Annotated in this window: 22 protein-coding genes; 13 read left to right on the plus strand and 9 right to left on the minus strand. The window is 72.2% G+C overall.

What is annotated here, in order from left to right:
- Positions 1-13 precede the first annotated feature (13 nt).
- Complete coding sequence (locus AC3IYJ_RS12825; protein ID WP_489401432.1) at positions 14-880, plus strand: potassium channel family protein; 867 nt, start codon at positions 14-16, stop codon at positions 878-880.
- On the opposite strand, the gene AC3IYJ_RS12830 is transcribed toward AC3IYJ_RS12825, so the two are convergent.
- Together AC3IYJ_RS12830 and AC3IYJ_RS12835 are read right to left on the minus strand one after the other, a co-directional pair.
- Positions 861-1,301 (minus strand): peptidase inhibitor family I36 protein, encoded by a 441-nt coding sequence (locus AC3IYJ_RS12830; protein ID WP_489401433.1) that lies wholly within the window; start codon positions 1,299-1,301, stop codon positions 861-863. The genes AC3IYJ_RS12825 and AC3IYJ_RS12830 overlap by 20 nt on opposite strands.
- Before the next feature lie 262 nt (positions 1,302-1,563).
- On the minus strand, positions 1,564-3,180 hold the full coding sequence (locus tag AC3IYJ_RS12835) for an MFS transporter (RefSeq protein ID WP_489401434.1): 1,617 nt from the start codon (positions 3,178-3,180) through the stop codon (positions 1,564-1,566).
- Positions 3,181-3,301: 121 nt separating this feature from the next.
- On the opposite strand from AC3IYJ_RS12835, the gene AC3IYJ_RS12840 reads away from it, so the two are divergent.
- From AC3IYJ_RS12840 to AC3IYJ_RS12850, 3 genes are all read left to right on the plus strand, one after another.
- Positions 3,302-3,964 (plus strand): TetR/AcrR family transcriptional regulator, encoded by a 663-nt coding sequence (locus AC3IYJ_RS12840; RefSeq protein ID WP_489402798.1) that lies wholly within the window; start codon positions 3,302-3,304, stop codon positions 3,962-3,964.
- 280 nt (positions 3,965-4,244) lie between these two features.
- Entirely contained in the window at positions 4,245-5,384 is a 1,140-nt protein-coding gene (locus tag AC3IYJ_RS12845; RefSeq protein ID WP_489402799.1) for an alpha/beta hydrolase, read from the plus strand.
- A 65-nt stretch (positions 5,385-5,449) separates the two neighbouring features.
- Positions 5,450-6,289, plus strand: coding sequence for a DUF4429 domain-containing protein (locus tag AC3IYJ_RS12850; protein WP_489401435.1), 840 nt, complete (start codon positions 5,450-5,452; stop codon positions 6,287-6,289).
- Between the two features lie 77 nt (positions 6,290-6,366).
- Here the strand turns inward: AC3IYJ_RS12850 and AC3IYJ_RS12855 are convergent, their stop codons facing one another.
- Positions 6,367-7,386 (minus strand): aldo/keto reductase, encoded by a 1,020-nt coding sequence (locus AC3IYJ_RS12855; protein WP_489401436.1) that lies wholly within the window; start codon positions 7,384-7,386, stop codon positions 6,367-6,369.
- On the minus strand, positions 7,383-7,766 hold the full coding sequence (locus AC3IYJ_RS12860; protein WP_489401437.1) for a MerR family transcriptional regulator: 384 nt from the start codon (positions 7,764-7,766) through the stop codon (positions 7,383-7,385). Before AC3IYJ_RS12860 ends, AC3IYJ_RS12855 begins: the two co-directional genes overlap by 4 nt.
- Before the next feature lie 61 nt (positions 7,767-7,827).
- On the opposite strand from AC3IYJ_RS12860, the gene AC3IYJ_RS12865 reads away from it, so the two are divergent.
- Positions 7,828-8,649, plus strand: a complete 822-nt coding sequence (locus tag AC3IYJ_RS12865) for a serine hydrolase domain-containing protein (RefSeq protein ID WP_489402800.1) — start codon at positions 7,828-7,830, stop codon at positions 8,647-8,649.
- 253 nt (positions 8,650-8,902) lie between these two features.
- Here AC3IYJ_RS12865 and AC3IYJ_RS12870 read toward each other — a convergent pair whose 3' ends face one another.
- A complete protein-coding gene (locus tag AC3IYJ_RS12870; RefSeq protein ID WP_489401438.1) occupies positions 8,903-9,574 on the minus strand; it encodes a pirin family protein in 672 nt (223 codons plus the stop codon).
- A gap of 104 nt (positions 9,575-9,678) precedes the next feature.
- On the opposite strand from AC3IYJ_RS12870, the gene AC3IYJ_RS12875 reads away from it, so the two are divergent.
- The 5 genes from AC3IYJ_RS12875 to fabF all read left to right on the plus strand — a co-directional run bounded on the left by AC3IYJ_RS12875 (position 9,679) and on the right by fabF (position 14,581).
- Complete coding sequence (locus AC3IYJ_RS12875; RefSeq protein WP_489401439.1) at positions 9,679-10,896, plus strand: PucR family transcriptional regulator; 1,218 nt, start codon at positions 9,679-9,681, stop codon at positions 10,894-10,896.
- A gap of 89 nt (positions 10,897-10,985) precedes the next feature.
- The gene (locus AC3IYJ_RS12880; protein WP_489401440.1) at positions 10,986-11,903 is read left to right on the plus strand and encodes an ACP S-malonyltransferase; all 918 of its coding nucleotides are present in this window, start codon (positions 10,986-10,988) and stop codon (positions 11,901-11,903) included.
- A gap of 19 nt (positions 11,904-11,922) precedes the next feature.
- A complete protein-coding gene (locus AC3IYJ_RS12885; protein ID WP_489401441.1) occupies positions 11,923-12,927 on the plus strand; it encodes a ketoacyl-ACP synthase III in 1,005 nt (334 codons plus the stop codon).
- A gap of 60 nt (positions 12,928-12,987) precedes the next feature.
- On the plus strand, positions 12,988-13,236 hold the full coding sequence (locus AC3IYJ_RS12890; protein ID WP_405493234.1) for an acyl carrier protein: 249 nt from the start codon (positions 12,988-12,990) through the stop codon (positions 13,234-13,236).
- A 79-nt stretch (positions 13,237-13,315) separates the two neighbouring features.
- Entirely contained in the window at positions 13,316-14,581 is a 1,266-nt protein-coding gene (fabF, locus tag AC3IYJ_RS12895; RefSeq protein WP_489401442.1) for a beta-ketoacyl-ACP synthase II, read from the plus strand.
- 66 nt (positions 14,582-14,647) lie between these two features.
- On the opposite strand, the gene AC3IYJ_RS12900 is transcribed toward fabF, so the two are convergent.
- The gene (locus tag AC3IYJ_RS12900) at positions 14,648-15,142 is read right to left on the minus strand and encodes a DUF3145 domain-containing protein (protein ID WP_267754836.1); all 495 of its coding nucleotides are present in this window, start codon (positions 15,140-15,142) and stop codon (positions 14,648-14,650) included.
- Positions 15,143-15,392: 250 nt separating this feature from the next.
- Between AC3IYJ_RS12900 and AC3IYJ_RS12905 the strand changes: the two genes are divergently transcribed.
- Entirely contained in the window at positions 15,393-16,298 is a 906-nt protein-coding gene (locus AC3IYJ_RS12905; protein WP_489401443.1) for an SGNH/GDSL hydrolase family protein, read from the plus strand.
- Between the two features lie 82 nt (positions 16,299-16,380).
- On the opposite strand, the gene AC3IYJ_RS12910 is transcribed toward AC3IYJ_RS12905, so the two are convergent.
- Positions 16,381-18,840: a beta-glucosidase family protein gene (locus AC3IYJ_RS12910; protein ID WP_489401444.1), complete on the minus strand. Its 2,460-nt coding sequence runs from the start codon at positions 18,838-18,840 to the stop codon at positions 16,381-16,383.
- A gap of 136 nt (positions 18,841-18,976) precedes the next feature.
- On the opposite strand from AC3IYJ_RS12910, the gene AC3IYJ_RS12915 reads away from it, so the two are divergent.
- The gene (locus tag AC3IYJ_RS12915) at positions 18,977-19,552 is read left to right on the plus strand and encodes a TetR/AcrR family transcriptional regulator (protein ID WP_489401445.1); all 576 of its coding nucleotides are present in this window, start codon (positions 18,977-18,979) and stop codon (positions 19,550-19,552) included.
- A gap of 70 nt (positions 19,553-19,622) precedes the next feature.
- Positions 19,623-20,342: a carbon-nitrogen hydrolase family protein gene (locus AC3IYJ_RS12920; protein ID WP_489401446.1), complete on the plus strand. Its 720-nt coding sequence runs from the start codon at positions 19,623-19,625 to the stop codon at positions 20,340-20,342.
- 26 nt (positions 20,343-20,368) lie between these two features.
- Here the strand turns inward: AC3IYJ_RS12920 and AC3IYJ_RS12925 are convergent, their stop codons facing one another.
- Together AC3IYJ_RS12925 and AC3IYJ_RS12930 are read right to left on the minus strand one after the other, a co-directional pair.
- Positions 20,369-21,187, minus strand: coding sequence for an EI24 domain-containing protein (locus AC3IYJ_RS12925; RefSeq protein ID WP_489401447.1), 819 nt, complete (start codon positions 21,185-21,187; stop codon positions 20,369-20,371).
- A 145-nt stretch (positions 21,188-21,332) separates the two neighbouring features.
- A complete protein-coding gene (locus AC3IYJ_RS12930; protein WP_330296265.1) occupies positions 21,333-21,755 on the minus strand; it encodes an organic hydroperoxide resistance protein in 423 nt (140 codons plus the stop codon).
- Positions 21,756-21,764: the final 9 nt, after the last annotated feature.

Genomic DNA, 21,764 nt, shown 5'->3' on the forward strand with positions numbered 1-21,764 from the left:
TTACTATGCCCGCATGAAACAACCCTCCCGCCAGTCGCGGTGGGAGCGCCGGACGCAGACGCCGCTGCTGGTGCTCGCCCTCGGATTCGCCGTCGCCTACGCCGTGCCCATCGTGGCGCCCGACGCGGATCCGGCCGTGCACCGGGCCTGCACGCACGCCGAGTGGGTGGTGTGGGCGGCCTTCGCCGTCGACTACCTGATGCGGCTGGGCCTTTCGGGGGCGAAGAAGGCCTTCATCCGGACCCACTGGATGGACCTGGCGGCGGTGCTGCTGCCGATGATCCAGCCGCTGCGGCTGCTGCGGGTGGTCTCCACGCTGCTGCTGGTGGGCCGACGGGCCCGGATGGCCCCGCAGATCCGGCTGACCACGTACGTGGCGGGCGCGGTGGTCGGGCTGCTGATGTTCGGCTCGCTGGCCGTGCTGAGCGTGGAGCGCGACGCCCCCGGGGGCAACATCAAGAACCTGGGGGACGCCCTGTGGTGGTCGGTGACGACGATGACCACGGTCGGGTACGGGGACCACTCCCCCACCACCGGGCTCGGCCGGCTGCTGGCGGTGGGGCTGATGCTGTCCGGGATCGCGCTGCTGGGTGTGGTGACCGCCAACATCGCGGCCTGGTTCATCTCCCGTTTCGAACGCGACGACCTGGTGGAACGGGCCCAGACGGCGGCCATCGCCGAACTGGCGGGCGAGGTACGGGCGCTGCGCGCGGAGATCGCCGCGCTGAGCGGAACGGGGCCGGGCGGCGTGCCCGCGGCCTCCCCCGACCCGGGGGTCGCGGCCCAGGGCGGGCCTCCCCGGGCGGCCGGGACCGCGGCTGCGGCTCCGGCGCCCGGAGAGGCCCGTACGACCGGGGCCGTCAGTTCTCCCACACCTTGAACGCCCGCACCTGGTACGGCGACTGGGGCAGCCACACCCCGTCGCCCGGATACGTCTGGAACTCTCCCGTCTCGGCGCACTCGGCCGACTGGTAGGTGGTCACCGGGCGTCCGGTCCGGTTGGAGATCGACTGGGCGGTGGTCCCGGCGGGCAGCGCGGTGCAGCTGTTGATGTCGAGGGTGCTGAGCTCGTGGGTCCTGCGGGTCCCCTTGAACTCAGGCTTCGCCCACAGGCACAACTGCCCGGTGGCGCAGACCCCGAGCGGCGGCGGCCCGGAGGCGTGGCCGGCCCTCTTCCCGGCCCCGGCCCCGGCTCCGGCCGCGTGGGCGGGGGCGGCGGTGCCCGGGATCAGCAGGGTGGCGGCGAGTACGGCGGCTGCGGCGACTGTGCGCCCCGAAAAAGTGGTGTTCCACGTACGCATGACGGGTCAACTCCTGGTGGACGGACGGGCTCCGGACCGGTTCCGGAAGCTCCGTCGACACCACGCTGACCTGCGATGACGGGCGAGCGGAAGGGGCCTCGGGCGGGTCCACCCTGATAGGCGACAGCCCCGCCGGAACCGCCCGGCGGGGCTTTCGCACGCATGGAGTTGACGCTTCCGGGCCTCCGTTCGGCGGCGGACGCAGGCCCGGAAGCGCCGGGGCACCGCCCGGGCAGCAGCGGGCAGCTCGGGCGGCGCCGGCCTAGATGTGCGCGGCGCCCGCCCCCGCGGCGGCGTTCTCACCGCGCTTGGTGAAGCAGGCCACGACCGCGGCGAGCACCGCGACCACGGCGGCGACGGTGAAGGCGGTGCTCATCCCTGACACGAACGTGTCGTGCGCGACGCCCTTGATGGCCTGCGCGACCTGGTCGGGCACGCCCGGCGGAACCGGGGCGATGCCGACCTGGACCCCCTTCTCCGCGAGGTCCGTCTGCTCGGGGGTGAGCGGCGGCAGCTCGGCGGCGGCCCAGTTGTCGCCGAAGACGCTGCCGACCTTGCTGGCCATGACCGCGCCGAGCACGGCGGTGCCGAGGCTGCCGCCGACCTGCATCGCGGCCTGCTGGAGCCCGCCGGCCACGCCGGACAGCTCCAGCGGGGCGTTGCCGACGATGACCTCGGTGGCCCCGACCATGACGGGCGCCAGTCCGAGGCCCATCAGCGCGAACCAGAGCGACATGGTCAGGGTGCCGGTCCCCGGGGTCAGCTGCGCCATCCCGAAGCAGGCGGTGGCGGTGGCGACCATGCCCGCGACGAGCGGGATGCGCGGGCCGACCTTGGTGATGGCGATGCCCGCCAGCGGTGAGCCGATGATCATCATGCCGGTGAGCGGCAGCAGGTGCAGGCCGCTGTCGACGGGGCTCATGCCGTGGATGTTCTGGAGGTAGAAGGTCACGAAGAACAGCCCGCCCATGAAGGCGAAGGCCATCAGGACCATCAGCACGGTGCCCGCGGACAGCGGCAGCGAGCGGAACATCGCGAGGGGGATCAGCGGCTCGGCGACCCGCTTCTCCCAGAGGGCGAAGGCCACGAAGCACAGGACGGACAGCCCCAGGAAGAGCAGGGTCTTGAGGTCGCCCCAGCCCCATTCCGAGGCCTTGATCAGCGCCCAGATCAGGGAGAACATCGCGACCGACAGCAGGGCGATGCCGGGGAGGTCGAAGGAGCGCGGGGCGTTCTCGGCCCGGTGGTCGACCAGGATGAACAGGCCGAAGGCGAGCGCGACGACGCCGACGGGCACGTTGATGAAGAAGACCGACTGCCAGCTCACGTTCTCCACGAGCAGGCCGCCGACGATGGGACCCGCGGCAGTCGAGGCGCCGATGACCATGCCCCAGATACCGATGGCCATGTTGAGCTTCTCGGCGGGGAAGGTCGCGCGCAGCAGGCCGAGCGCGGCGGGCATCAGCAGCGCGCCGAAGACGCCCTGCGCGACGCGGAAGCCGATGACGAGCTCGACTCCGTTGGACAGGCCGATGATCGCCGAGGAGACGGCGAAGCCGGCGATGCCGATGAGGAAGGTCTGGCGGTGGCCGAAGCGGTCGCCGAGCTTGCCGGCGGTGATCAGCGAGACCGCGAGGGCGAGGAGGTAGCCGTTGGTGATCCACTGGACGTCGGCGAGCGAGGCGCCGAGGTCCTTCTGGATCGCGGGGTTGGCGACGGCGACGATCGTGCCGTCGAGGGTGACCATCATGACGCCGATCGCGACGGCGAAGAGAGTCAGCCAGGGGTGTCCGCGCAGTCCGGTACGGGGCTGCGCGGGCCCTGGTTCCTTGGTGAGCGCCCGATCGTCCTGGTCGTCGACGGTGATCTGACTAGTCATGCGGACAGGTTAGTGACAGCTACTGACACTTCACAGACGGCTTAGTCAGACAGTCACTGTCAGGTCCGTCACAGATACCCTGACCGCCCAGTCCGCCTCAGAGAGGACACCGCCCGCCGTGATGACCGATCAGCGGCCCGCGCCGTCAGCGCCCGCGGCCGGACTGCGCGAGCGCAAGAAACGCCGCACCCGCGACGCGCTGCTGCGCGCCTCGCTCCTCCTGTTCGTGGCCCAGGGGTACGAAGAGACCACCGTCGACGAGATCACCGATGCCGTGGACGTCTCGCAGCGGACCTTCTTCCGGTACTTCGCCAACAAGGAGGAGGTGGCCTTCGCGGTCCAGGACCTGGTCGAATCCCACTTCGTCGCCGCGCTGCGCGCCCGCCCGCCCGCCGAGGGGCCCCTCGCGGCGATGCGCGCCGCCGTGCTCGACGCCTGGGACACCGTGGACGAGGCCATCTCCGAGGTGGTCCCGGTCGACCTGTACATGCGCAGCTACCGGCTCATCGAGTCCACTCCGGCCCTGCTCGCCGTGCACCTGCGCCGCTCCACCGAACTGGAGGAGCGGATCGCCCTGCTGATCGCCGAGCGCGAGGGGCTGGACGTGGACGCCGATCCGCGGCCGCGGGTGGCCGTCGCCGCGTTCTCGGGCGTGATGAGGGTCACCGGCCGGCTCTGGGGCCAGGGCCAGGACATCAGTGTCGCCACGATCCGGCGGATGACCGAGGCCTATCTCGACCAGATCGGCCCCGCGCTGGCCTCCGGCTGGAGCCACCCGGCCTGACCTGCCGTTCCCCGCCGGGTGATCTCGTACGGGACCGCGGCCGCGCCCGCCGCAAGCCGGGGAGCGCACGGTCGCGTACACGGCCCCGTACGAGATCACCCGCTTCGTGCGGCTTCGTACCGTCGGCGGTGACTCCGGTCACCCAGCGCGCCACCGCCCGCGGCGGTCTCCTAGTCTGGTCGCAGTGAACCTGCCCGGCCTCGCCCACCCCCACGCCGTCGACCACGTCGCGCGCCCGGCCGTCCTGCGCACCCTGCTCGCGCTGACGGTGGTCTTCCTGATGCTCGCGACCACCGGCTGGACCGCGGTGCACCGGCCCGATGAGGGGATCTCCGCGCGCCGGGCCGCGCTCGCCTCCTGGGCCCGGGCCCGCTTCGAAGGCCGGGTGCTGCCCGCCGCCGATGCCCCCGCCCCGATGGTGGCCCACTTCTTCGCCGGGCTCGACGGAGCCCAGCGCGCCCGGCTGGCCGAGGCGTACCCGCTGGTCGTCGGCAACCTCGCCGGCGTGCCGTCCGACACCCGCTACGGGGCCAACCGGATCGCCTTGCAGCAGGCCGCCCGGGAGGAGGAGGCCGACGGACACGACGTCACGCTGGCCCCCGCCGACCGCACCAACGCCACCCGGCGCGCCCACCGTTTCGAATCCCTCGCCGGGCCGGGCCGGCAGATCCTCACCTTCGACCCCACCGGCGGCGGCCTCGTCGCCGAGGTCTTCGGCGATCTCGACGCGGCCCACCGGATCTCGGTGATCGTCCCCGGCGTCGACACGGACGCGCTGACCTTCGAGCGCACCCAGCGCCGCCTCACCGCCCCCGTCGGCATGGCCGAGTCCCTGTACGAGGCCGAGCGCGCGGCCGCGCCCGACAGCCGGACGGCGGTCATCGCCTGGGCCGGGTACACCGCACCCACCGGGGTCGGCATGGACGCGGCCACCGGCCGGATGGCCGCGGACGGCGCCGTGAAGCTGCGCGCGCTGGCCTCCTCGCTGCCGGGGAGGGCGAGCGTGGCACTGTTCTGCCACAGCTACGGCTCGGTGGTCTGCGGGGTCGCCGCGCACCAACTGCCCGGCCGGGTCACGGACATCGCGGTGGCGGGCAGCCCCGGGATGCGTGCCGAGAACGTCGCGGACCTCGGGACCTCGGCGCGGGTCTGGGCGATGCGGGACTCCGGCGACTGGATCGCGGACGTACCGCACCTGGAGGTCGGGGGCCTGGGCCACGGCGCGGATCCGGTCTCCCAGGACTTCGGCGCGCGGGTGCTGTCGGCGGCCGGGGCCAAGAGCCACACCGGCTACTTCGAGCCAGGCACCGCTTCTTTGGACAACTTCGCCAAAATCGGAACCGGTGAGTTCGGTTCCACGGTGTGCGCCACCGGCGACGACGCCTGTCGACGCGGAATTTCCGGCACGAACGGTTCCTGACACGCGTAGACGCCCCGAAAAGGGGCTTCACAGCGGGGGGACGCGCGGGGGTCGGTCCCTTTACGATGTGCCGCATGGGTGACGTACTGGCCGGAAACCATGCCGTCTGGGAGTTCGACCGCACCACGGACTCGATACTCATCCGCTTCGCACGGGGGATGCGAACGCCCAGGCTCTGGCATGCCCTCGGGGAACGCCGGATCCCCCTCGAAGCGTTGTCGGGGGTGAGTCTGAGTGTGGGGCGCCGGGACACCGTCGTGCTGCGCGCCTCGGTGCGGGCGGGCGCCGATCCGCTGATGGAGGCTGCCGCGGGGCAGCTGAGAGAGGCCTCCGATCCGTACCGGCTGGTGCTGCCCGGCGCCGGCGCCGACCGGGCAGCGGCCTTCGCGGCCGCCCTGCGCGAGCGGCTGGGACCGCCCGAACCGGCCGACCGCTTCCTGGTGCCCGTCCAGCAGCCCCCGGCCGCCCTGAAGGCCTACGACGCCAGGCTCGCCTTCGACGGCGCCGCCGTCACCTTCCACTGGTCCCGCACCGGGGCCACCAGCACCAAATGGAAGGCGGGCGACCAGCGGTATCCGCTGGCCGCCCTGACGGGTGTCGAGTGGCACTCCCCGGAGCGGGCGGGGGGCCACCTGCGCCTGCTGGCCCGGGGCCTGGCGGGCGACCCCCGGCCCGACCACGACCTGTCCTCGGCCGTCTTCGGCGTGGGCTACGGGGCCGTGCACGAATCCCTGCCGTTCGCGGCGGCGGTCCTCGCCGCCCTGCGCGGCCGCTCCCCGGTCGCCTCGCTCCCCCGGGCCCGCTCCGGCGACCGGCTCCAGCACCTGGGCGAACTGCACAGCGCGGGCCTCCTGACGGACGCGGAGTACGCCGCCCTGCGCGACCGCTTCACGGCGGGTGCCTGAACGGCGGACGCCTGAGCGGGGCCGGGCCGGGGCCGGCCGGTCCCGGCCCCGGCCCGGGCCGGTCCCGCTCGCCCCGCCTACGCCTCGCGCGCGGCCGAGGTCGAGGACATGTCCGGGTAGCGGTCCCCCGCGACCTGCGCGGCGATCGGCTCCAGCAGCGCCAGCTCCGCGTCCGTCAGGGTGATCCGGGTCGCCGCGGTGTTCTCCGCGAGGCGGCCCGCCTTGCGGGTGCCCGGGATCGGAACCACGGTCAGCCCGTGCACCCGCGCCTGCTGGTGCACCCAGGCCAGGGCGATCTGCCCCGGCGTGGCCTGCCGGGCCGCCGCGATCTCCCGTACCGGCGCCAGCAGCGCCGCGTTCGTCTTCGCGTTGTCCCCCGTGAAACGGGGCTGGTACTTGCGGAAGTCACCGGCCGACAGGTCCGCCGCCGCGTCCGCGAACGCACCGGTCAGGAAGCCGCGCCCGAGCGGGGAGTACGGCACGAAGGCCACGCCCAGCTCCGCCGCAGCGCCCACCGCGCTGCGCTCCACATCCCGGCTGAACAGCGACCACTCCGACTGGAGCGCCGCGATCGGGTGCACCGCGTGCGCCTCGCGCAGCTCGGCGCCCGTCACCTCAGAGAGCCCGAGGTGGCGCACCTTGCCCTCCTGCACCAACTCCGCCATCGCGCCCACCGATTCGGCGAGCGGCACGGCCGGGTCGCGGCGGTGCATGTAGTAGAGGTCGATCACATCGGTGCCGAGCCGGCGCAGGCTGTCCTCCACCGACCGGCGCACGTACGCCGGGTCATTGCGGACCCCCCGGTACGTCGGGTCGTCGCTGCGCTCTATGGCGAACTTCGTGGCGAGGGTGATCTCTTCGCGGTGCGCGGCCACGAATGGGGCGAGGAACTCCTCGTTCGCACCCCGCCCGTAGACGTCCGCGGTGTCGAAGAGGGTGACACCGGCGTCCAGCGCCGCGTCCAGGGTCAGCCGGGCGGCCGCCTCGTCCGTGTCCCCGTAGAACTCGCTCATGCCCATGCAGCCGAGGCCCTGGACGCCCACCAGGGGGCCTCCCTTGCCCAGCTCGACCTTCTCGATCTTCTCGATTCCGCTCATGTCCGGTCCGCCTTATTCATCGAATACATGTCGATCTTGAAGTCCAATACCGCGAGCGCGTCCGTCAGCTCGGCGATCCGGGACCGCACCTCGCAGCGCGTGCGCTCCAGCAGTTCGCGCCGCCGGTCCACGGTGTGCGCGCCCTCGCGGACGAGTTCGGCGTAACTGACCATGTCGGCCACCGACATTCCGGTGGAGCGCAGCTTGCCCACGAAGGCCAGCCAGTCGAGGTCCTTGTCGCTGAAGCGCCGCTGGCCCGAGTGGGAACGGTCCACGTGCGGCATGAGGCCGATCCGCTCGTACCAGCGCAGTGTGTGCTGGGTCAGACCGGTCCGGGCCTCGACCTCGCTGATCGTGTACCGCGTCTCCGTCAGGCTCATGACCACCACGCTAAAACCTTGGAGTGCACTCCAAGCAAGTACCCTCGGCCGCATGGAGAGCTTGCAGAGTCTGCGCATCATCGAGAACTGGCCGGTTCCGACCGCCGCCGCGGCCGTCGTCCGCGCCGACGGAACCGTGATCGGCGCCCACGGCCCGGTGGACCACCGTTTCCCGCTGGCCTCCGTGACCAAGCCGCTCGCCGCCTACGCCGCCCTCGTCGCCTACGAGGAGGGCGCGATCGAGCTGGACGAGCCCGCCGGACCCGAGGGCTCCACCGTCCGCCACCTGCTCGCGCACACCAGCGGCCTGGCCTTCGACGAGCACCGCACGGTCTCCCCGCCCGGACAGCGCCGGCTGTACTCGAACGCGGGCTTCGAGGTCCTCGGCGACCACATCGCGAAGGCCACCGGCATCCCCTTCGCCGAGTACCTGCACCAGGCCGTCTTCGAGCCGCTGGGCATGGCGTCGAGCACCCTGGAGGGCTCCCCCGCCAAGGACGGCGTCTCCACCGTCGCCGACCTGGTGCGCTTCGCCGCCGAGCTCCAGCAGCCCCGGCTGCTGGACGTGCGCACCGTCGCCGAGGCGACCTCCGTGGTCCACCCCGGCCTCAAGGGCGTCCTGCCCGGCTACGGCCACCAGTCCCCCAACGACTGGGGCCTCGGCCTGGAGATCCGCGACGGGAAGTCCCCGCACTGGACGGGCTCCGGCTCCTCGCCGCGCACCTTCGGCCACTTCGGGCAGGCCGGGACCTTCCTGTGGGTGGACCCGGACGCGCGAGCCGCGTGCGTGGCGCTGACGGACCGCCCGTTCGGCCCGTGGGCCGTGGAGGCCTGGCCTCCGTTCACGGACGCGGTGCTCGCGGAGCTCGGCCGCTCCGCCTGACCCGGCACCTGACACCCGGTACCTGACAGCCGATCAGGATCGATAGATTCCGGTTCCCATTCACCGTGAACCTCGGGGAGAACCGGGTGCGAACCCGCAGGATCTGGCTGACGGCTGCCACCACCACGCTCTTATGCAGCGTTCTCGCCCCGCGGGGGGCGACGGACGACTCGGCGCCGCCCTCTACGCCCGGCTCCCGCTGATCCGCACGCGGGCCGCCGGCCTCGTCACCGCCTCCTGAAGGAAGCTGCCCTCAGGGCAGTTCCCAGATCAGCAGCTCGGACGGGGATCCGGCGACCAGCTCCAGGTCGGCCTCGCCGGTGATCCGTGCCGCGTCCCCGGGGCCGAGCTCGACGCCGTCGTCCGCATCCTTTCCGTCGAGGCGCAGGTCTCCCCGTACGACGTGCAGGTACACGTGCCCCGCCGCCGGTACGGCGACCCGCTCGCCCGCGCCCGGACGCCGTACGTGCAGCACGGCCCCGGCCGCGGGCACGGCGTAGGGCGTGCTGTCGGCGATGCCCCTGACCAGCGCGTACGAGGGCTCCCCGGCCGGTTCGAGGGGGGCCAGCCACAGCTGTACGAAGCCGAGCGGACCGGGGCCGTCGTTGCGCTCGACGTGCCGGGCGCCGGATCCGGCGCCGAGGTGCTGCACGTCCCCGGGCCGGACCAGGGTGGTGGCGCCGGTGCTGTCGCGGTGGGTGAGCTGGCCCTCCGTCACCCAGGTCACGATCTCGGTGTTGCTGTGGGGGTGTTCCTCGAAGCCGGCGCCCGGGGCGAGGGTCTCCTCGTTGCACGCCATCACCGGGCCGAAGCGCAGGTTGTCCGGGTCGTAGTGGTGTCCGAAGGAGAAGGCGTGCCGGGTGGTGATCCCGGCGGACGGGTCCCCGCCCTCGTACCGGTCGGCGCCTCGTCGTACATCAATCATGGAGGCCACCGTAGTCCCCGGGCGCGCCACGCCCCCGGGACGGCCACGCGGGCCCGGGTGAGACCCGACTCCGCGCATCCGTCCCGATAGGGCAGTCTTGTCACGTGCCCCAACCCGAACGCGAGCATTCACCAGCGACCCATTCCGCGCATCCGGCCCCCGCGCATCCGCACGCCGCGACGCTGCGCCGGCTGGAGAAGTCCTCCGGACGGCTCGCCGCGAACGCCATCGCGCGCATGGACGAGACCCTGTCGTGGTACCGGGCGATGCCACCGGAGAACCGCTCCTGGATCGGACTGGTGGCCCAGGCGGGCATCGCCGCGTTCACCGAGTGGTTCCGCCACCCGGAGACCCCGCAGGCGATCTCCACCGATGTGTTCGGGACGGCTCCGCGCGAGCTGACCCGGGCGATCACGCTGCGCCAGACCGTCGAGATGGTGCGGACCACGATCGAGGTCATGGAGACCGCGATCGACGAGGTCGCCGCACCCGGCGACGAGTCGATCCTGCGCGAGGCGCTGCTGGTGTACGCCCGGGAGATCGCGTTCGCGACCGCCCAGGTGTACGCGCAGGCCGCCGAGGCGCGCGGGGCGTGGGACGCCCGGCTGGAGTCGCTGGTCGTCAACGCGGTGCTCTCCGGGGAGGCCGACGAGGGCGCGCTGTCGCGGGCCGCGGCGCTCGGCTGGAATTCGCCGGAACACGTGTGCGTGGTGCTGGGCACCGCGCCGGAGGGCGACAGCGAGCTGACGGTCGAGGCGATCCGGCGCGCGGCCCGCCATCACAAGCTCCAGGTCCTCACGGGTGTGCTCGGGGACCGTCTCGTGGTCATCGCGGGCGGCAGCGACAATCCGATGCAGGTGGCCAAGTCGCTGATCGGGCCGTTCGCCGCGGGCCCGGTGGTGGCCGGTCCGGTGGTTCCGGACCTGCTGAACGCCACGAAGTCGGCGCAGGCGGCCGCGGCCGGACTCAAGGCGTGCACGGCGTGGCAGGACGCTCCCAGGCCGGTACTGGCGGATGATCTGCTGCCCGAGCGTGCGATCGCCTCGGACCCTTCGGCGCGCGAGCAGTTGGTGGAGGAGATCTACAGACCGCTCGAAGAAGCCGGCTCGGCCCTGCTGGAGACCCTGAGCGTGTACCTGGAGCAGGCGAGCAGCCTCGAAGGCGCAGCTCGGATGCTGTTCGTGCACCCCAACACCGTGCGCTACCGGCTGCGACGTGTGACGGACGTCACCGGATGGTCGCCCTCCGATGTCCGTTCTGCGTTCACTCTGAGGATCGCCCTGATCCTTGGGCGTCTGGCCGACGGCGACCCCCAGTCCTAGACTTTTGTCGGACATCAACAATTACCCCGAAGGTTCTTCGTCCCTGTCCCCACGGGCGGCGTGGACCGAACACAAGAGAGAGTGTGAGGGTGCTCGTACTCGTCGCTCCCGGCCAAGGCGCACAGACGCCCGGCTTCCTGACTCCCTGGCTCGACCTTCCCGGTGCCGCTGACCGCGTCGCCGCCTGGTCGGACGCCATCGGGCTCGACCTTGCCCACTACGGCACGAAGGCCGACGCGGACGAGATCCGCGACACGGCCGTGGCGCAGCCCCTGCTGGTGGCGGCCGGTCTGCTCTCCGCCGACGCCCTCGGCGCGGGTACCGCGTTCGGCGCCGTCGCCGGTCACAGCGTCGGCGAGATCACCGCGGCCGTCCAGGCCGGTGTGCTCTCCGACACCGAGGCGCTGTCCTTCGTACGGACCCGCGGGCTCGGCATGGCCGAGGCCGCGGCGATCACCGCGACGGGCATGGCCGCGGTTCTCGGCGGGGACCCCGACGTCGTGGTCGCGCACCTGGAGAAGCTGGGTCTGACCCCGGCGAACATCAACGGCGCGGGCCAGATCGTCGCGGCCGGCACGATGGAGCAGATCGCGGCGCTCGAGGCCGAGAAGCCCGAAGGCTCCATGAAGGTCGTCGCCCTCAAGGTCGCGGGCGCCTTCCACACGCACCACATGGCCCCGGCGGTCGTCGCCCTGGAGCAGGCCGCAGCGGCCCTCTCCCCGGCGGACCCGACGACGGCCTATGTTTCGAACAAGGACGGTCAGGTCGTGACCACGGGCGCCGATGTCGTCGCCCGGCTGGTGGGCCAGGTGGCCAACCCGGTCCGCTGGGACCTGTGCATGGAGACGTTCGCCGCACTGGGCGTCACGGGGATCATCGAGCTGTCCCCCGGTGGCACCCTGACGGGTCTGGCCAAGCGCGCGCTGAAGGGCGTACCGAGCGTGGCCCTGAAGACCCCGGACGATCTCGAGAAGGCCGCGGCGCTTGTCGCCGAGCAGTCGGCCTGAGAGAAGGAGCCCACACAGCATGTCGAAGATCAAGCCTGCCAAGGGCTCCCCGTACGCCCGCATCCTGGGGGTCGGCGGCTACCGCCCGGTCCGCGTGGTGCCCAACGAGGTCATCCTCGAGACCATCGACTCGTCCGACGAGTGGATCCGCTCCCGCTCCGGCATCGCCACGCGGCACTGGGCCTCGCCCCAGGAGACCGTCGCCGCGATGTCGGTGGAGGCCTCCGGCAAGGCGCTGGCCGATGCCGGCATCGCCCCGGAGAAGATCGGCGCCGTGATCGTCTCGACGGTCTCGCACTTCAAGCAGACCCCGGCCGTCGCGACCGAGATCGCGCACCGCATCGGCGCGGGCAAGCCCGCCGCCTTCGACATCTCCGCCGGCTGCGCCGGGTTCGGCTACGGTCTGACCCTGGCCAAGGGCCTGGTGGTGGACGGTTCCGCGGAGTACGTCCTCGTCATCGGTGTGGAGCGGCTCTCGGACCTCACCGACCTGGAGGACCGCGCGACGGCCTTCCTGTTCGGCGACGGGGCCGGCGCCGTGGTCGTCGGTCCCTCGGACGAGCCGGCCATCGGCCCCACCGTGTGGGGTTCGGAGGGCGACAAGTCGGAGACCATCAAGCAGACCGTGCCGTGGGACGAGTACCTCGGCAAGGACGGCGGAGAGAAGTTCCCGGCCATCACCCAGGAGGGTCAGGCGGTCTTCCGCTGGGCCGTCTTCGAGATGGCCAAGGTGGCCCAGCAGGCGCTCGACGCCGCCGGGATCACCGCGGACGACCTGGACGTCTTCATCCCGCACCAGGCAAACATGCGGATCATCGACTCGATGGTGAAGACTCTGAAGCTGCCGGAGCACGTCACGGTCGCCCGTGACATCGAAACCACCGGCAACACCTCGGCCGCCTCGATCCCGCTCGCAATGGAGCGGCTCCTGGCGACCGGAGCGGCGAAGAGCGGCGACACCGCGCTCGTCATCGGCTTCGGGGCGGGACTCGTCTACGCCGCGACGGTCGTTACCCTCCCCTAGGGCCCTGGATCACTCCCGGACCCTGTTCCACCCCCAGTTAGCTATAGAAGGAGCGCCAACATGGCCGCCACCCAGGAAGAGATCCTCGAAGGTCTCGCGGAGATCGTCAACGAGATCGCCGGCATCCCGCAGGAGGACGTCCAGCTCGACAAGTCCTTCACCGACGACCTGGATGTCGACTCGCTGTCCATGGTCGAGGTCGTCGTCGCCGCCGAAGAGCGCTTCGAGGTGAAGATCCCGGACGAGGACGTCAAGGGTCTCAAGACGGTCGGCGACGCCGCGGACTACATCGCGAAGCACCAGGCCTAAGAACGACGAGCGTTTGTCGCCACCTGGCGGTGGCGCCGTGACAATTCAGCACCCCCTGAGACGTGGAGAAAGAATTCCTGTGAGCCCGACCAATCGCACCGTGGTCGTCACCGGTATCGGCGCAACCACTCCGCTGGGTGGCGACAGCGCTTCGACCTGGGAAGGTCTGCTTGCCGGCCGTTCCGGCGTAAAGCCCCTCGAGGGCGAGCGCTTTGCCGAACTCCCGGTTCGTATCGCCGCACTGGCCGCCGTGGACCCGCATGACGTCCTTCCCCGGCCGCTGGCCCGCAAGCTGGACCGCTCGGCCCAGTTCGCGATCATCGCGGCCCGTGAGGCGTGGGCCGACGCCGGCTACACCGCCCCGGCGGGCGAGGACGCGGCGATCGCGCCCGAGCGCCTGGGCACCGTCATCGCCTCCGGCATCGGCGGCGTGACCACCCTGCTCGACCAGTACGACGTACTGAAGGAAAAGGGTGTGCGACGGGTTTCCCCGCACACCGTCCCGATGCTCATGCCCAACGGCCCGTCGGCCAACGTCGGCCTGGAGGTCAACGCCCGCGCGGGTGTGCACACTCCGGTCAGCGCCTGCGCCTCGGGCGCCGAGGCCATCGGCTACGCCGTCGAGATGATCCGCACCGGCCGCGCCGACGTGGTCGTCGCGGGCGGCACCGAAGCGGCGATCCACCCGCTGCCGATCGCCGCGTTCGCCAACATGATGGCGATGTCCAAGAACAACGAGAACCCGACCACCGCCTCCCGCCCGTACGACAAGGCCCGCGACGGCTTCGTCCTCGGCGAGGGCGCCGGCGTCGTGGTCCTGGAGTCCGCCGAGCACGCCGCCGCGCGCGGCGCCCGGGTCTACTGCGAGGTGCTGGGCCAGGGCCTGTCCGCGGACAGCCACCACATCGCGCAGCCCGAGCCGACCGGCCGCGGCGTCTCGGCCGCCCTGCAGAACCTGCTCGACAACACGGGCCTCGACCCGGCCGAGCTGGTCCACGTGAACGCGCACGCCACGTCCACCCCGCAGGGTGACACGGCCGAGCTGAAGGCCCTGCGCAAGGTCCTGGGCGACGACCTGGACCACATCGCGATCTCGGCGACCAAGTCGATGACCGGTCACCTGCTGGGTGGCGCGGGCGGCATCGAGACCGTCGCGACGGTGCTGGCGCTGTACCACCGCCTCGCCCCGCCGACGATCAACCTCGACGACATCGACGACGACATCGACGCGGACATCGTGCGCGACGAGCCCCGCAAGCTCCCGGCCGAGGGCCCGATCTCCGCGATCAACAACTCGTTCGGCTTCGGCGGCCACAACGTCTCACTGGCGTTCCGCACCGTCTGATCCGCAGCAGTACGCACGAAGGCCCACCCGGGTGACTCCGGGTGGGCCTTCTGCGTTGCGCCGGGTTTACACCACCTGGTGGAGCCAGCGCACCGGGGCGCCCTCGCCCGCGTAGCGGAAGGGTTCGAGCTCGTCGTCCCAGGGTTTGCCGAGCAGCTTGGCGATCTCCGCCTCCAGGTCGGTCTCGCCGTGGGCGGACCGGGCGAGGGCGGCGCGCAGCCGGTCCTCCGGGATCAGGATGTCGCCGTGCATTCCGGTGACGGCGTGGAAGATGCCCAGCTGCGGGGTGGAGCTGTAGCGCTCTCCCTCGGCGGTCGGACAGGGTTCCGCGGTCACTTCGAAGCGGAGCAGGTGCCAGCCGCGCAGGGCCGAGGCGAGTTTCGAGGCGGTGCCCGCTTCGGCCTGCCAGGAGAACTCGGCTCTCCAGGTGCCCGGGGAGGCGGGCTGACGGATCCAGTCGAGGTTCACCCGCACCCCGAGCACGCCCGCAACGGCCCATTCCACGTGCGGACAGAGCGCACGCGGTGCGGAATGCACGTACAGGACTCCACGTGTCGTCACCGGGACCTCCAGTGTGGGACGAGGTCGGGAATAAACTCCAGAAAACGGACAGTATGTGACGTGATGTAATGTAACGGAAATTGTTTGATATTGCGTTGCGGGACTTGCGGCCGAAACGCCACGGGAAAAAGCTACCGTGCGCCGGGGGTCATGGTGTGACGTACGGTCGCTCCAAGGCCCGTAAACCCAAAGCATTCACTCAGCAGGACGCCCCCGTGCGGACGCGGGGCGACGAGGAGGGACCTCGCGCATGCGCACCACCGCCCCACGCCGCCGCGCGCGTCGGACGTTTCCGGGTGCGGGCGCGGCGGTTGCCCTGCTGATCGCCGTCACGGGGGCGCTGGCCGGGTGTTCGGCCGACGGGGCGAAGTCCGGGGGCGAACGGGGGGTGCAGGGCACGCCGCGGTGGAACACGGCGCCCGACTCGGTGGCCGCGGTGGGCGACTCCATCACCCGCGGTTTCGACGCCTGTTCGGTGCTGGCCGACTGCCCGGAGGCCTCCTGGGCCACGGGCGACGACCCGGAGGTCCACTCGCTGGCCGCCCGGCTGCTCGGCGAGGCCGAGGCTCCCTCGCGCAGTTGGAACTACGCGGTGACGGGCTCCCGGATGGCGGACCTGCCGGGGCAGCTGGCCTCGGCGGCCGAGCACCGGCCGGGCCTGGTCACGGTGATGGTCGGCTCGAACGACGCCTGCCGTCCCTCGGCTTCGTCGATGACCCCGGTGGCGGCCTTCCGCTCGGGCTTCGAGAAGGCCCTCGCCGGTCTGCGGGCGGCCTCGCCGGCCTCGCAGGTGTACGTGTCCAGCGTGCCGGACCTGCAGCGGCTGTGGGAGCAGGGCAAGGACGATCCGATGGTGCGCCAGATCTGGAAGCTCGGCATCTGCCAGTCGATGCTCGCCGAGCCGACCTCGACGGCCGCGGCGGCGACGGCCCGGCGCGAGCAGGTGCGGGCGCGCGTGGTCGAGTACAACGAGGTGCTGCGCGAGGTCTGCGCGAAGGACGACCTGTGCCGCTACGACGGCGGCGCGGTGTTCCAGTACCCGTTCGCGGCGGATCAGCTGAGCCACTGGGACTGGTTCCACCCGGGCAAGGACGGGCAGGCGCGGCTCGCGGAACTGGCGCACCGACAGGTGACGTCCCCACAGCCTCCGCGTTGACTTTCCCGGACGTGCGGAACCGGGGGCGGGTGTCAGGGCCCGCCCCCGGTCCGGTTCGTGGGTGCCGTCCGCGGCCCCGGAGCTAGAGGTCCAGGGACGCCGTCAGCCGGGTGTCGCCGTGCGAGTGGCTCGCGCGGACCTCGTAGGCGCCACTGATGGACCGCCAGGCGTGGGCTTCCTCGTCCCAGATCTCGAAGGCGCGCGCGGGCAGGGCGATCTCGGTCTCGACGCTCTCGCCGGGGCCCGCGCTCACGCTCGCGAAGCCGGCCAGCCAGCTCGCCGGGCGCTCCACACCGTCGGAAACGGGGGCCAGGTAGATCTGGACGGTCTCGCGGCCCGGCCGGGTGCCGGTGTTGGTGAGGCGGACCCGCGCGGCCGTGGGGGTGACCTCCAGGGAGTCGTACTGCCACTGCGTGTAGCCGAGGCCGTGGCCGAAGGGGAAGGCCGGGGCGATCCCGTGCTTCTCGTAGGCCCGGTAGCCGATGAAGAGCCCCTCGCGGTATTCGAGGCTTCCCTCCGTCGGGGTGACCTCGGTGACCGGCGCGTCGGCGAACTCCGCGGGCCAGGTGGTGGGCAGCCGCCCGCCCGGCTCGGCCCGGCCCAGGAGTACGTCGGCCAGCGCGGCCCCGCCCTCCTGCCCGGGGAACCAGGTCAGGAGGACGGCGGCGACCTCCTCGCGCCAGGGGAGTTCCACCGGGGAACCGGCGTTGACGACGACCACGGTGTTCGGGTTGACGGCGGCCACGGCCCGGACCAGGTCGTCCTGGCGGCCCGGGAGGGCGAGGTCCGTGCGGTCGAAGCCCTCGGACTCCACCCGCTCGGTGGTGGCGACCACCACGACGGCGGTGTCGGCGGCGCGCGCCGCTTCCACGGCCTCGGCGATGAGCTCGTCGGCGGAGCGCTGCGGTCCGAGGTGGAGGAAGGAGAACATGATCGCCCTGAGCGGCAGCGCTGTCATGTCGGGGACCTGGTAGGTCAGCGAGACCTCGACGGCCTCGCCCTCGGTGAGGGTGGTCCGGGCCCGCTCGTTGGGGGCGCCGAAGAAGGCCTCGAAGGGGTCGGCCTCGTTGCCCATGGCCTGGACACCGTCCCAGACGACCTCTCCGCCGAGGGCGAGGGTGAAGGCGCCCAGTCCGCGGGTGCCGAAGGCGTGCTCGCCGCTCTCGCGCGGTACGAACCGCCCGGTGACCTCGATGCTCGCCATCGTCGCGTAGGTGACGCCCTCGGGCAGGTCGTCGCCGATCCACTGGACCTGGCCGGTGGGCAGGGAGCCCTCGCCGAGGACGGCGCCGGAGGCGTCGCGGCAGATCGCGCGGAGCTCGAAGCCCTTGTCGGCGGGGGTCAGCTCGTCGCTCGGGTCGGCGCCGAGGGTGAAGGTGAGCGCGTTCTCGGCGAGGGCGGCGGTGAGGCCGTCCAGCGGGGAGACGATCCGCTCGGGGAAGACGGTGGCGGAGCCGCCTCCGAGGACCCGGGCGTCGCGGGCGGCGGCGCCGATGAGGGCGACGGTGCGGCCCCCGGTGGTGTCGAGCGGCAGCGCCGGCGCCCCGCCGGAGACGGCCTCGTTGCGGACGAGGACGAAGCCGCGGGCGGCGATCTCGCGGGCCAGGGCCTGGCCGTCGATGGCGGCCGGGACCTCGCCGACGACGGCGGGGGCGCCTTCCAGGATGCCCACGCGGGCGGCGAGGCGCAGCACGTTGCGGACGGCCTCGTCGACGGCGGACTCGGGGACCTCCCCGGCGCGGACGGCGTCGGCGAGCGGTGCTCCGTAGACGGTGGCGGGGCCGGGCATGGCCACGTCGAGGCCGCCGAGGATGTCGCCGGTGGTCGACCGGGCGGCCATCCAGTCGGAGACGTTGCAGCCGTCGAAGCCCCACTCGGCGCGCAGGACCTCGTTGACGAGGTGGGTGTTCTCGCTCATGAACGCGCCGTTGACCCGGTTGTAGGCCGTCATGATGCCCCACGGGTGGGCGTTGGCGACGATGGCCTCGAACGGGGCCAGGTACAGCTCGCGCAGCGGGCGCGGGGCGATGACGCTGTCGACGGTGAACCGGTCGGTCTCGGCGTCGTTGCCGACGAAGTGCTTGACGGTGGTGCCGACTCCGCCGTCCTGGACCCCGTTGACGTAGCCGCTGCCGACTTCGCCGGTGAGGTAGGGGTCCTCGGAGTAGCACTCGAAGTGCCGGCCGCCAAGCGGGGAGCGGTGCAGGTTGACGGTGGGGGCGAGGAGGACGTGGACGCCCTTGCGGCGGGCTTCCTGGGCGAGGAGGCGGCCGGCGAGGCGGGCGAGCGCGGGGTCCCAGGCGGCGGCGAGCGCGGTCGGGGAGGGCAGGGCGATGGACGGGTCGTCCGCGGTCCAGCGCACTCCGCGCACCCCGATGGGGCCGTCGGAGAAGACCAGGGACTTCAGCCCGATCTCGGGGACTGCGGGCAGGGACCACATGTCCTGGCCGGCCAGGAGCCGGGCCTTGGTGTCGAGATCCAGCTTGCCCAGTGCCGCTTCTACGGCGTCGTTGCGGACCTGATCGGCGTCGGTCACGGCCATGCCTCCTCGTTGAGCGCGGGTGCTGGCTCCATGGTGGACCGATTACCTGTAGAGCGGTAGGGTTCGTTATTTGTTCGTGACATCAAGATGCCGTACGGTCCTGCTGGCAGGCTGAAGCGGAAGGGGTGCCGGGGCGATGGCCAGGGCGAGAAGTGAGGAACGGCGGGCGGAGATCGTCCGCGCGGCCGTCGAGGTCATCGCGGAGCGCGGCTACCGCGGCGCCTCCCTGGGGGCGGTGGCCGAACGCGTGGGCCTGACCCAGCAGGGGCTGCTGCACTACTTCCCGACCAAGGAGGCCCTGCTCGTCGCCGTCCTGGAGGAGCGCGACCGCTGGGACACCGGCGGCGGCAGCCGCCCCTCGGCCGGCACCTGGCGCCTGGACCTGCTCGCCTCGCTGGTGGAGTACAACGCCATGCGCCCGGGAATCGTCCAGACCTTCTCAGCGCTGCTCGGCGAGAGCGTCACCGACGGGCACCCGGCACGGGAGTTCTTCACCGAGCGGTACGCGCAGGTGCGCGGGGAGATGGCGGCGGTGCTGCGCGCCGAGTACGGGGACCGCCTCCCGTCCGGCCTCACCCCCGAACAGGTGGCCCCACTGCTGACGGCCGTGATGGACGGCCTCCAGTACCAGTGGCTGCTCGCCCCGGAGTCCGTGGACATGCCCGGCGCCTTCCGCTCCTTCCTGACCCTGCTCCAGGGCCCCCCGGCCTGACACCGGGACCGGCCGGCACCTCCCCGGCACCGGCCCGGGCGGCAATCGCCCCGGCTGGCATGCTGTCCGGGTGAAGATCGCCGCCGCGCAGCTGGCCTGCGCCCCCGCCGACGTGTCCGCCAACGCCGCGCGGGCGGCCGGCCTCGCCGTCCGGGCCCGCGAGGAGGGTGCGGAGCTGGTGGTCTTCCCGGAGCTGGTGCTGACGGGCTACGAGTTGCCCGCGATCGCCGCCGACCCGGGCCTGTGGCTGAGCGGGCCCGAGGATCCCCGACTGGACCCCGTCCGCTCCGCCGGGATCGCCACCGCCGTCAACGTCGCGCTGCGCGTGGACGGCCCCCGGCCCGTCATCGCGACCCTGGTCCACGACGCGCTGGGCGCGCACGTGACCACGTACGCCAAGCAGCACCTCTACCGGCACGAGCAGGACGTCTTCGCCGCCGGCTCGGTCCCGGGCCGCTTCGAACTCGGCGGGACCGGCTTCTCCCTGGGGATCTGCTACGACAACCACTTCGCACAGGTGCCCGGCGCGGGCGCGGCCGCCGGCTGCCGGGTCCACCTGGCGAGCTCGCTCTACGGGACGGGCGGCGGCATCGCCGAGCGGAGCGCGATCCACCCCGGGATCGCTCGCGACCACGGGATGTACGTGGCCCTCGCCAACCACGTCGGAGCGGCCGGCCCGTGGACCGGGTGCGGCGGCGCCGCCGTATGGGCCCCGGGCGGGACGCTGCTCGCCGAGGCCGACGACCGTACGCCGTCGGTCGCCGTGGCGGAGGTGGGACCGCGGGCCTGAGCCCGACGGCATTTCGCCGACAGGCCCTAGGAGTACGTCTGCGCCGGGGCTCCGGTGTCCGCCTCGCCCCGGTCCGGCTCGGACTCGGCCTCCGGCTGCGGCTCCTCGGCGCCGCCCACCAGGTCCCGGGCCATCAGCGTCGCTCCGGCCACCGCGCCGGGCATCAGGAACACGGCGACCAGGGGCACCAGGAACGCCAGCACCAGCGGCACCCCGAAGCCGAGCGCCAGCATCCGCCGCGAGCGCAGCAGTTCCAGCTGCCCGGAGAGCTCCACCCGGCGGCGCATCAGGGCGACGGAGGTGAGCTCCTGGGTCAGGAAGAAGCCCGAGACACAGAACCCGACGACCGGGACCACGGTCTGCCCGAGGACCGGGACGAAACCGAGGCCGAAGAGCAGGATCCCGTAGAGCAGGACCTTGCCGAGGATCCGCAGGCTGTCCCGGGCGGAGATCCACAGCTCCTGCCAGAGCGTGAGCCCCGACTCGGGGACCTCGCCGCCCTCGCTCCGGTCGACCTGCTCCGAGAGGGACTCGTAGAAGGGCTGGCCCACGAGCAGGGTCACGGCGGTGAAGGTGATCACCGCGACGAACAGCCCGAGGGAGAAGAGCAGGGCGGTCAGGAACCCGCGGAAGAGCCCGAGCCACGGCGAGGACCAGCCGTCGGCGAAGGGGGTCGCCCAGGCCGTCAGGTCGTCGGCGCCGTAGCCGAGGCCGATCAGGGCCCCGACGTAGAGCACCAGGGAGACCAGCCCCGGCAGCAGTCCGAAGCCGAGCCACCGGCCGTGCCGCAGCACCCATCGCTGTCCGGCCAGCAGATAGCCGAATCCCCCCGCAAGATCACGCATGGAGCCAGTTTAGGACCGGCGCCGCGCACGGCGAAGGCCGCACCCCGGTGCCAGGGTGCGGCCTTCGGCGATCACTCGCTCCGAGCGGGCCCCGAACGGGGTTCGAGCCGGCTCCGAACGGGCTTCGAGACGCGAGATCCGAGGATCAGACCGCGAGCTCGACCGTGATGTTGCCACGGGTCGCCTTGGAGTACGGGCAGACCTGGTGGGCCTTCTCGATGAGGTCCTTGGCGGTGGCGGCGTCCACGTTCGGGATGGTGGCCGAGATCTTGACGATGATGCCGAAGCCCTCGTCGTTCTTGCCGATGCCGACCTCGGCGGTGACCGTGGAGCCGGAGATGTCGGCGTTCTCGTTACGGGCGACGACGCCGAGCGCACCCTGGAAGCAGGCGCTGTAACCGGCGGCGAAGAGCTGCTCCGGGTTGGTGCCGGCGCCGCTGCCGCCCATCTCCTTCGGCGGGTTCACGACGACGTCGAGCTGGCCGTCGTTGGTGGCGACGCGACCGTCACGGCCGTTCTCGGCGGTGGCGACGGCGGTGTAGAGAACGTCGGACTGCTGGATGGACATGTAAGAAGA

This window comes from Streptomyces sp. GL_140, assembly GCF_057834465.1.